The 10322-nt window shown below is 65.7% G+C and carries 6 protein-coding genes and 1 pseudogene; 5 read left to right on the plus strand and 2 right to left on the minus strand.

The genetic code is table 11. From position 1 onward, the window contains the following. Positions 1-152: 152 nt before the first annotated feature. On the minus strand, positions 153-896 hold the full coding sequence (locus tag DBR20_RS17765) for a FadR/GntR family transcriptional regulator (protein WP_089236513.1): 744 nt from the start codon (positions 894-896) through the stop codon (positions 153-155). A gap of 102 nt (positions 897-998) precedes the next feature. Then, positions 999-3890 (minus strand): TonB-dependent receptor, encoded by a 2892-nt coding sequence (locus DBR20_RS17770; RefSeq protein ID WP_108267343.1) that lies wholly within the window; start codon positions 3888-3890, stop codon positions 999-1001. Between the two features lie 339 nt (positions 3891-4229). Here DBR20_RS17770 and DBR20_RS17775 point away from each other — a divergent pair, with 339 nt between their 5' ends. From DBR20_RS17775 to DBR20_RS17795, 5 genes and pseudogenes are all read left to right on the plus strand, one after another. After that, positions 4230-5573 carry a polysaccharide lyase 6 family protein gene (locus tag DBR20_RS17775; RefSeq protein ID WP_258223418.1) on the plus strand — a complete coding sequence of 448 codons (1344 nt, stop codon included), beginning with the start codon at positions 4230-4232 and terminating at the stop codon, positions 5571-5573. Beyond that, positions 5570-7819 carry an oligoalginate lyase gene (locus DBR20_RS17780; RefSeq protein ID WP_108267347.1) on the plus strand — a complete coding sequence of 750 codons (2250 nt, stop codon included), beginning with the start codon at positions 5570-5572 and terminating at the stop codon, positions 7817-7819. The genes DBR20_RS17775 and DBR20_RS17780 overlap by 4 nt, the downstream gene beginning before the upstream one ends. After that, positions 7816-9120 carry an MFS transporter gene (locus DBR20_RS17785; RefSeq protein ID WP_108267349.1) on the plus strand — a complete coding sequence of 435 codons (1305 nt, stop codon included), beginning with the start codon at positions 7816-7818 and terminating at the stop codon, positions 9118-9120. The genes DBR20_RS17780 and DBR20_RS17785 overlap by 4 nt, the downstream gene beginning before the upstream one ends. A 45-nt stretch (positions 9121-9165) precedes the next feature. Further along, positions 9166-9918 (plus strand): glucose 1-dehydrogenase, encoded by a 753-nt coding sequence (locus tag DBR20_RS17790; protein WP_108267351.1) that lies wholly within the window; start codon positions 9166-9168, stop codon positions 9916-9918. 14 nt (positions 9919-9932) lie between these two features. After that, positions 9933-10322, plus strand: a pseudogene (locus DBR20_RS17795) (SGNH/GDSL hydrolase family protein); the annotation flags it as partial.

A 10322-nucleotide genomic window follows, 5' to 3' on the forward strand; every position in this document is an offset into this window, starting at 1 on the left:
GTACCGCGCTGAAGAACATGGTCGGGAACATCGCGCTTTCCTTATGGGAGACGTCCGGAGCCCAGCATAGCGCGCGGATGCAGGCAGTGCGGGGGCGGGACGTTCCAACGGAAAGCAGCCGAGCGTGGCCCGGCTCTACAGGATGAACCCGGTCAGATCCGGGTCGTGGCCAGGAAGCGCTCGCGGTCCTGCTGGGTCTGCCGGCGGATCTCGGCCAGCGCCTGGCTTTCGGTCGCCTCCAGCATCGCCTCGAACAGGCGCTGGAAGTGATGCCGCATCGCATTGCGTGCCGCGACCGGATCGCGCGCGCGCAGACCTTCGAAGATCGCCATGTGCTCGTCAGCGCGACTGGCGCCATCGTCATGACACACCCGGGCGTAGACCTCGGTCACCCGCGGCAGCTCGCTGCGCATGCGCCAGATCTGCTGCACCAGATACTCGACCACCGGATTGCCCGACAGGCGGGCGATGGCCAGATGAAAGCGGCGGTCGTAATCGCCGGCCTCTTCATCGGTGAGGTCACGCCGGCACAACGCTTCGGCCAGCACCTGCAGCTCGGCGATGCCTGCCTCATCGATATTGCTTGCCGCCAGCGCGGCGGCTTCCGCCTCGAACACGGCACGCGCAGCGGTCAGGTCGAAGGCGCTGATGTCGGGCAATCCACCGACGGCCTGTGCCGGGCGCGGCTTCACATAGACACCCGAGCCGATACGGATCGCGATCCAGCCCTGCGCTTCCAGGGCGATTTCCGCCTCGCGGATGGTGACCCGGCTGACGCCGAAACGTTCGGCAAGCTCACGTTCGCCCGGCAGGCGCGAACCCGACGGATATTCGCCATCTTCGATCAGCTTGCGGAGCTTGGCGGCGATGGTCTGGTAGAGACGGTTGGCGGACATGCGGCTGACCCTTGGCGGTTCCCTCCGGGCCCGTCCCCGGCCACCGGGCACGGTGCGGGTCCGGTTGGAGCGACGGCGCGACCATTGGCCGCGCCGCCCTGTTCAGAACTTGTATCGTACACCGAAATACGCGCGCCGCCCGTAGCTCACCACCTCGCGGAAATTCCCGTAAAGCGGCTGGTATGCCACGCGTGGCTCGTTGGTCAGGTTCATCAGTTCCAGCGACAGCGACAGCTGCTTGTTCACCCGGTAGCGCAGGCGCAGGTCGACGCTGGTGTTGTCATCGTAATAGCGGTTCTGCTGCGCCGTGTTGCCGGTGAAGTCCTGGTAATAGTGCGAACGGAACTTGCCGATGGCCTGGATGTTGAAGCGGCCCACATCCCAGTAGAGGGAACCGGACAGCACGTGCCGCGAGAATCCGCTCAGGCCGGCCGGCGGCACGATGGCCGGGATGATCGATCCATCGGCAGCCAACTGCTCGCCCAACCGCGAATCCTGGGTCTGGTAGTCGGCGTCGGCATAGTTGTAGCTGACCTTGAAGCCGAGGCCATCGAACGGCTTGGGCAGATACGAGAACCGGTGGGTGGCACTGAGCTCGATACCGGTCAGGGTGCTGTCCTCATCGGTGGTTACCTGCTGGCGCACCGGCACGGTCACCGTCTGTCCGTTGATGGTGTAGGTTTCCGGCACCAGCGCGGTGGCGGTGCCGCCGTTGAACTGCTTCCAGTACACCGCACCGGCCAGCAGCGTGTCCGGGTTCGCATACCACTCCAGCGAGACATCACCGTTCCAGGACATCAACGGCTGTGCGGCCGGATTGCCGCTGGCACTGATGTCGTCCAGCGCGTCGGCCAGGCCGGTATAGGTGGCATCGCTGCTGACATTGATGGTTCGACCGGCACCGAGTGCGGCGATATCCGGCCGCGACATCGCCCGGTACGCGCCCACCCGCAGCAGCAGGTCCGGCTTCAGCTCGAAGGCGGCATTCAGGCTTGGCAGCAGCTTGTCGTTGCCCGACTTGAACACCTGGGTGGTGAAATCACCCGTGGGCTGCAGGCGGATCGTGCCGTCGCCGTTGTCGATGATCGCCAGGTCGGTGCGCACACCTTCCGAGCGCACATCGGTCTTGACCCAGCGCAGGCCGACATTGCCGGTGACCGGCAGCCCGAACAGCGTGCTGCTGAACTCGCCCATCAGGTACAGCGCGCGGGTTTTCTCGGTCACATCGACGTTGTTCGGATCCTGGAAATCCGGGTCCAGGCCGCTGTCACTGGTGCCGCGGAAGGACTCGTAGAGGCAGCTCGGATCGAAGTACGCCCACGAGGAGATCGTGTTGCCGCTGGCCGCATCCATGAAGTCGTCCTGCGGGAACGGTGCGCGGCAGGCACGGTTGGCGGCAATGATCTTCGCCTTGTCTGCCGCCACGCGCTGGTCGTAGTCGGTCACCTGGGTGTTGTCGCGCAGGCGGTAGTCGGCCTGGCTGGCGCGCACGCCGCCCTTGATGCGGGTGAAGAAACCGGACTCGGGCATGAAGCTGGCATCGAAGCGGCCAGCCTTGATCTTGTGGTCGTTCTCGGTAGCACTGGAGGTCACCCGCGCTGCACCGGTGTAGGCATCCCAGTTGTTCGGGTCGAAGTTCGGCGCCAGCGCCACGCTCGGCACCTCGCCATGCCAGTCCCAGTCGTAGTCGACATAGCCGGTGGCGCCGCTGCTGATGCCCGGCACGATCGCGTTGTTGACGTCGCGCTGGTTGGCGCGCAGCCGGGTCATGCGCTCGCTGTCCAGGCGGTTGGTATGCGAATAGGAAATATCGGTGGACAGCTCCCAGGCCGGGCTCGGACGCAGGATCAGGTTGAGGCCGCCACCGGTGTACTCCTCGCCACGCCAGTAGCGGTTGGAGGTCGAATCGATGGAGGTGCTGCCATGCAGGTGACGGACGATGCCATCCTCGTCCACATCACGCTGGGTGATGCCGCGACGTGCGTTGGACAGGCTCAGGTCGCTGCGGTTCTCGTCCCAGTTGCGCTCGGTATGCTCGAAATCGAGGTTGACCTCGACCACGTCGTTGGGCCGCCACTGGAGCGCCGCGAATTCACTCTGGCGATCATTGCGTTCCTGCTTCATGCGATAGATGCGGCTGCTGGGCACCAGGTAATACGGTGCACCGTTGGCGATGGCCTGCGCGCTGACCTCACTGCAGTTGGCACTGGCCACGTTCTGTCTGCCGTCGCAGGCATACCAGGTGGAACCGCTGGTGATGCTCTCCTCCGGATCGGTGCCCTCCAGCCGCTGGACGCCCAGCGAGATGCCGAGCTTCTGGCCGTTGCCGAATTCGAACTGGTCGATGTAGCTGGCGGTACCGCGATAGCCGATGCCATCGTCGTCGCGGTACTTCTTGTCATACTCGGCCCAGCTGCCACGCAGATCGATCTGCGCCGAGCGCTTGCCGTACTCCAGCGGCTTGACCGTCTCCAGCCCGATGGTGCCGGCGACACCGCCTTCGATGATGTCGGCACGCTGGGTCTTGTAGATTGCCACCGTGTTGATCAGCTCGGCCGGGAACATGTTGAAGTTCACCGAGCGGTCGCCGCTGCCGTTGGTGATCTCGCGGCCATTGAAGTTGGTGCTGCTGAGGAATGCGCCAAGGCCACGGATCGAGATTTCCGACGCGCCGGTCTTGTCGCGGGTCGAGGCGGCACCGGTCAGCGTTTCGATCGCATCGGCCAGCGACGGCGCGGGCAGGTCGCCGATGTCATCGGCCGACAACACATCGGCGATCACCGTGTCGTCGCGCTTCTTGTTGATCGAACTCTGCATCGACTCGCGGATGCCGGTGACCTGGACCTGGTCCAGGGTGGTGGCGTCCTGCCCGGAACCGGTAGCGGCAGACTGCGCCTGTACGGCCGGCGAAGCCGCCAGCGCAGCGAGCAGCGCCACGATCAGTGGTGTGGGTGACAACGGTGTACGACGTACAACTCCGGCAGGTAGCCGCATGGTTTTCCTCCTCCCAAAGGATCGCCCGGACGGTAGGCGTGGGACGCAGCTTCGACACGCCGACACAGAAATGTCAACCAACTGGACTGGATTTTTCGTAATACCTTTGATTCAGACCGGTTGCCGGCCATTTCATGTGCTGATGCAGCATGACTTTGCGCGCAACGTGGCTTACAACACACCCAACAAGTGGTATGCACACCCACTCTGAAACCACGGCATTGCCGTCTCTGGAAGGACTTCATGCGCACTCAATCGACTTCGCACCGCCTTTCGAAACCCATGCTTGGATATTGTCTGACAATTGGACTGGCAACATGCCTGACCAGTTCACCAGCAATGGCTGCCAGCTGGCTCGTCCACGATGCCAGCGAGTTCGCCACCGCCGCTGCCGCCCTGCAGCCCGGTGATGAGATCGTGCTGGCCGATGGCACCTGGACCGACGCGCGCCTGCTGCTGAAGGGCCAGGGCACGGCGGCCGCGCCGATCGTGCTGCGCGCGCAGACGCCGGGCAAGGTGATCCTCAGCGGGGCGTCGGACCTGCGTCTGGCCGGCAGCTACCTGCAGGTCTCCAACCTGGTGTTCCGCAACGGCTACACCCCGGGTGACGCGGTGGTGGCCTTCCGCGAGTCGAGCAAGGCGGTAGCCAGCCACAGCCGCGTCACCGGCCTGGTCATCGACGACTACAGCAACCCCGATGGCAGCGACCAGGACTACTGGGTGTCGCTGTACGGCAGCAACAACCGCATCGACCACAGCCAGCTGCGTGGCAAGACCAATGCCGGCCCGACGGTGGTGGTGGTGCGCGATGCCACCCAAGGCCTGGACAACCAGCACCGCATCGACCACAACTGGTTCGGCCCGCGCCCGGCGCTGGGCGTCAATGGCGGCGAAACGATCCGCGTCGGCACCAGCGACACTTCGCTGAGCGATTCCAACAGCACTGTCGAGAACAACTGGTTCGAGGGCTGCGATGGCGAAACCGAGATCGTCTCCAACAAGTCCGGCGGCAATACCTTCCGCGGCAACGTGTTCTATCGTTCGGCCGGCGCGCTGACCCTGCGCCATGGCAACGGCAACCGGGTGATCGACAACCTCTTCCTCGGCGACGACAAGGCCGGCACCGGCGGCGTGCGCATCATCAATGCCGACCAGACCGTCAGCAACAACTACTTCGAACGGCTGGCCGGCTCCAGCAACCGTTCGGCGCTGGCGGTGATGGATGCACAGGCCAATCCGCCGTTGTCCGGCTATGCGCCGGTGGTCAACGCAACCATCAGCCGCAACACCTTTGTCGACGTGGCGAAGATCAGCTTCGGCGTGGGCCATGACCAAGCCAAGGGGATCGTGGTCGCGGCCAGCAACAGCCACTTCAGCGGCAACCTGATCGTCAACCGCACCAGCAAGAATCCACCGAATGCGGCCAGCTCGCTGGCCGGCATCTCCTTCAGCAACAACGTGCAGTCGCCGCAGGCCAGCAGCGTATTCCCGGGCGGGGTGAGCAGCGCCAGCATCGCCCTGCAGCAGGCGGCCAGCGGTCTGTGGGTGCCGGCAACGCCCCTGCCCGCCATCGGCGCCGATCCGGCGCTGGCGATGACCCCGCGCGAACAGACGGGGGTGGACTGGTATCCCAAGGTGGGCGAGGTTGCCCTGTCACGCACCAGCACCGGAGTTGATCGATGAGGTTGCAGCCGCTGTCCCTGTGTTCCCACCGCCTTGCGCTCGCCCTTGCCCTGGCCGCTCCCTTCGCCCTGATGCCGACGACGTCGCTGCACGCTGCGCCTGCCGCAGCCGCGCGACAAGGCGATACCGCGCCGGTACTGGTGACCGCTGCGCAGTGGCAGCAGATGGCCAGCGAGGGCAGCCGTTATCCATGGTTCGCCAAGGAGCAGGCGCGTACGCAGAAATCGCTGCAGAAGATGATGAAGGCCGGCATCGACGTGCCGGTGCCGAAGGACAAGGGCGGCGGTCGCACCCATGAGCAGCACAAGCGCAACTACCAGGCACTGCTGGCCGCCGGCACCCTGTACCGGCTGACCGGCGACAAGGCCTATGTCACCTATTCGCGCGACATGCTGCTGCAGTACGCCAAGCTCTACCCGACCCTCGGCCCGCATCCGGAAGGACGCGGGCAGATTCCCGGCCGGGTGTTCTGGCAGGTGCTCAACGATTCGGTCTGGCTGGTCAACGCCATCCAGGGCTACGACGCGATCCGCGATGCCCTGTCGCCGCAGGACCGGCAGACCATCGAATCGCAGGTGTTCCGGCCGATGGCCGAGTTCCTGGCCAGCGAGCCGAAGAACTACGACCAGATCCACAACCACGCAACCTGGGCGGTGGCGGCCACCGGCATGACCGGCTACGTGCTGCGCGATCCGGAACTGGTGGAAAAATCGCTGCGCGGCAGCCGCAAGGATGACCAGTTCGGTTTCCTGCGGCAGATCGACCTGCTGTTCTCGCCCGATGGTTATTACGAGGAAGGCCCCTACTACCAGCGCTACGCGCTGGCGCCGTTCCTGCTGTTCGCCAACGCCATTGAGCGCAACGAGCCGCAGCGGAAGATCTTCGCGCGCCGCGACGGCGTGCTGCTGAAGGCGGTGGACGTGCTGGTGCAGACCAGCTACGACGGCCTGTTCTTCCCGATCAACGACGCGATCCTGGACAAGGGCATCGACACCGAAGAGCTGGTGGCGGGCATCGGCATCGCTTATGCGCAGGCCGGCGATGACCGTCTGCTGTCGGTCGCGCAGCAGCAGAAGCGCCTGCTGCTGTCACCGGAAGGTCTACAGGTGGCGCAGGCATTGGCGGCCAACAAGGCCAAACCGTTCGACTACCGGCCGATGCTGCTGCGCGATGGCCCGGACGGTGAACGCGGCGGTCTGGCAATCCTGCGCATGGGCGGCGAACGCGGCCAGGCGCTGGTGCAGAAGGACACCATGCAGGGCATGGGCCATGGCCACTTCGACAAGCTCAACTGGTTGTTCTACGACAACGGCAATGCCGTGGTGACCGACTACGGCGCAGCACGCTTCCTCAACGTGGAAGCCAAGCGAGGCGGCATCTACCTGGCCGAGAACCGCAGCTGGGCCAAGCAGACCGTGGCCCACAACACCCTGGTGGTGAACGAGCAGAGCCACTTCAAGGGCGACTGGAAGCGCGGCGAGGAACATGCGCCAACGGTGCGTTTCTTCCAGGCCGACAAGGACACCCAAGTGGCCTCGGCCACCATGCGTGATGCCTACCCCGGCGTGGTATTCACCCGCACCCAGGCATTGCTGCGCCACCCCGAACTGGGCCTGCCTGTGGTGCTGGACCTGCTGCAGGTGCATGGCGACAAGACCGCACGCTACGACCTGCCGCTGCACTTCAACGGCCACATCGTCACCACCGGTTTCGAAGCCGAGCATTTCCCCACCCAGCGCCCGGTGCTCGGCAGCGACAACGGCTACCAGCACCTGTGGCTGGACGCGCGTAGCGAGGCCGGCAGTGAACCGCGCACGCTGGCGTGGCTGCTTGACGGACGCTTCTACACCTACCGCTTCGGCAGCAGCGCGCCAGCGCAGGCGTTGCTGGTGGAAAGCGGTGCCAACGATCCCGAATTCAACCTGCGCCGCGAACCGGCACTGCTACAGCGCGTGGAAGCACAGAAGGATGTGACCTTCTTCAGCGTGCTGGAGCCGCATGGCGAGTACAACGGCACCGCCGAGTACGTGCACGGCGCCGACAGCCGCATCAAGGAGATCATCCGCACGCGCGGCAATGATGCCGAGGTGCTCGAGCTGCGCCTGGCCAGCGGCGCACGCATCGCACTCGGCGTGGCCGACGACAGCGACGCGAAGGGCGAACACAGCGTGACCGTGGACGGCCATGCCTACCGCTGGAGCGGCAGCCATGCGCGCATGGACCGCAGCAAGGGTGACGCACGATGAACGGCTCCTCGGCCGTGGCCACGCTGCGCAAGGTGCCGGTGCGCTCGGCCGTGCGCTGGCTGATCGTCGGCCTGATCGCGGTGGCCACGGTGATCAACTACATCGACCGCAATGCGCTGGCGGTGATGTGGCCGGAGATCGCCAAGGAAGTCGGCGCGACCAAGGATGACTACGCGCTGCTGGTGACCGTGTTCATGCTGTTCTACGCCGCTGGCCAGTTCCTGTTCGGGCGCCTGTTCGACATGATCGGAACGCGGCTGGGGTTCGCGTTGTCGATCAGTGTGTGGTCGATCTCGATTGCGCTGCATTCGGTCACCCACTCCATGCTGTCCTTCAGCGTGGTGCGGGCGATGCTGGGCATCAGCGAAGCAGGTGCCTGGCCCGGCGCGGTAAAGGCCAACGCCGAATGGTTCCCCGCGCGTGAGCGCGCCCTCGCACAGGGCATTTTCAACGCAGGTGCGTCCATCGGCGCCATTGTTTCGGCACCGGCCATCGCCGGCCTGTACCTGTGGCTGGGCTGGCGCGGCACCTTCGTACTGGTCGGTGCGCTTGGCTTCCTGTGGCTGCTGCCGTGGCTGTTCGTCTATCGTGCCGGCCCGGACAAGCACCCGTGGGTGAGTGACGCCGAGCGACGCCTGATCATGGAAGACCGGACCGGCCAGCAGCGCGCGGATGCGCCCAAGGTCAGCGTGCGTTCGCTGCTGGCCCACCGGCAGAGCTGGGGCATGCTCGCCTGCCGTTTCCTGCTGGACCCGATCTGGTGGCTGTTCGTATCGTGGCTGCCGATCTATCTGGCCGAGACCTTCGGCTTCGACATCAAGCAGATCGGCCTGTTCGCCTGGGTGCCGTTCGTCGGCGCCATGCTGGGCAGCCTCAGCGGCGGCTGGCTGTCGGGGCGGCTGATCAATGCCGGCCATGGCGTGGACCGCGCACGCAAGCTCTCGATTTCGCTGGGCTGCGTGATCATGGCACCGGCCCTGCTCGGTGCGGTACTGGCCAACCAGCCGCTGTTTGCGGTGCTGGCGATCGCTGCGGTGCTGTTCGGTTTCCAGATCGCCATCGGCAACATCCAGACCCTGCCCGGCGATCTGTTCGACGGCCGCTCGGTCGGCACGCTGGCCGGTCTCGGCGGCCTGGCCGCAGTGGCCGGCACGTTGATCACCACCTGGCTGGTGCCGGTGCTGACCCGCCATTCCTACGCACCGATCTTCATCCTCGTCGCCGCACTGGTGCCGCTGTCGCTGGTGGCGCTGTGGTGGTGGACCGGACCGATCCACAAGCTCGACCGCAACGACGGTTGAGCCCCCTTTCCCTCGCATTCCCCCGCAAACCAAGGAGTTTCCCGCATGTCGTTCCAGGACAAGGTGGCCATCGTCACCGGTGGTGGCCGTGATATCGGCCGTGCCGTCTCGATCAAGCTGGCTGCGGCCGGTGCACGCGTCTGCCTCAACTACGCCAACGACGAGGCCAGCGCGCAGGAAACGCTGGCGCTGATCAAGGCAGCCGGTGGCCAGGCCATCGCCCATCGCGCCGACGTCACCGATCCGGCCGCTGTGGCCGGTCTGGTCGCAGCAACCCAGGCGGCATTCGGCCAGCGCATCGATGTGCTGGTGAACGTGGCCGGCGGCATGGTCGAGCGTCGTCCGCTGGCCGACATCGACCCGGCGTTCTTCCACAAGGTCATCGACCTCAACCTGACCTCCACCTACTTGACCACCCACGCCGTGGTGCCGCACATGGGCGAAGGCGCGGCGATCGTGAACTTCGCCTCGCAGGCCGGTCGCGATGGCGGCGGCCCTGGCGCGGCAATCTATGCCACCGCCAAGGCCGGCGTGATGACCTTCACCCGGGCCATGGCCAAGGAACTGGGGCCGAAGGGCATCCGCGTGAATGCGCTGTGCTGCGGCATGATCGCGACGCGCTTCCATGATGAATTCACCAAGCCCGAAGTGCGCACGGCGGTGGCCGGCTCGACGCCGCTGCGTCGCCAGGGCCTGCCGGACGAAGCCGCCGATGCAGCGGTGTACCTGGCGTCGGACGCAGCAGCGTTCGTCACCGGCGTCAATCTGGACGTCAACGGCGGCACCTACTTCTCCTGACCGGACCGAAGCCCATGCAGCGCTGGATCACCCTGCTTTCCCTGGCCATCGGCAGTGCCGTGGCTGCCCCCGTGGCGCTGGCCGCACCGGTCTGGGTCACCGCCTGGACCGCCTCGCCCGCGCCTGACCGCAAGGATGGCGGCGCCGATGCGCCGGTACAGTTCGCCGCGCAGACCGTGCGCCAGGACATGCGCCTGGGCAGCAAGGGCGATGCGCTGAGGCTGCGCATCAGCAACGAGCTGGGCACCACGCCGCTGCATGTGGAAAACGTGCGGATACGCCTGAAGGATGGCAAGGCGGCAGCGCTGCCGGTCACCGTCGATGGACGCGTGTCCATCGACGTACCGGTAGGTGCAGCGCTGCTGAGTGATGCGCTGCCGCTGCAGGTCGCCGCCCTGCAGGAG

The sequence above is a fragment of the Stenotrophomonas sp. HMWF023 genome (assembly GCF_003060985.1).
GTDB lineage: Bacteria > Pseudomonadota > Gammaproteobacteria > Xanthomonadales > Xanthomonadaceae > Stenotrophomonas > Stenotrophomonas lactitubi.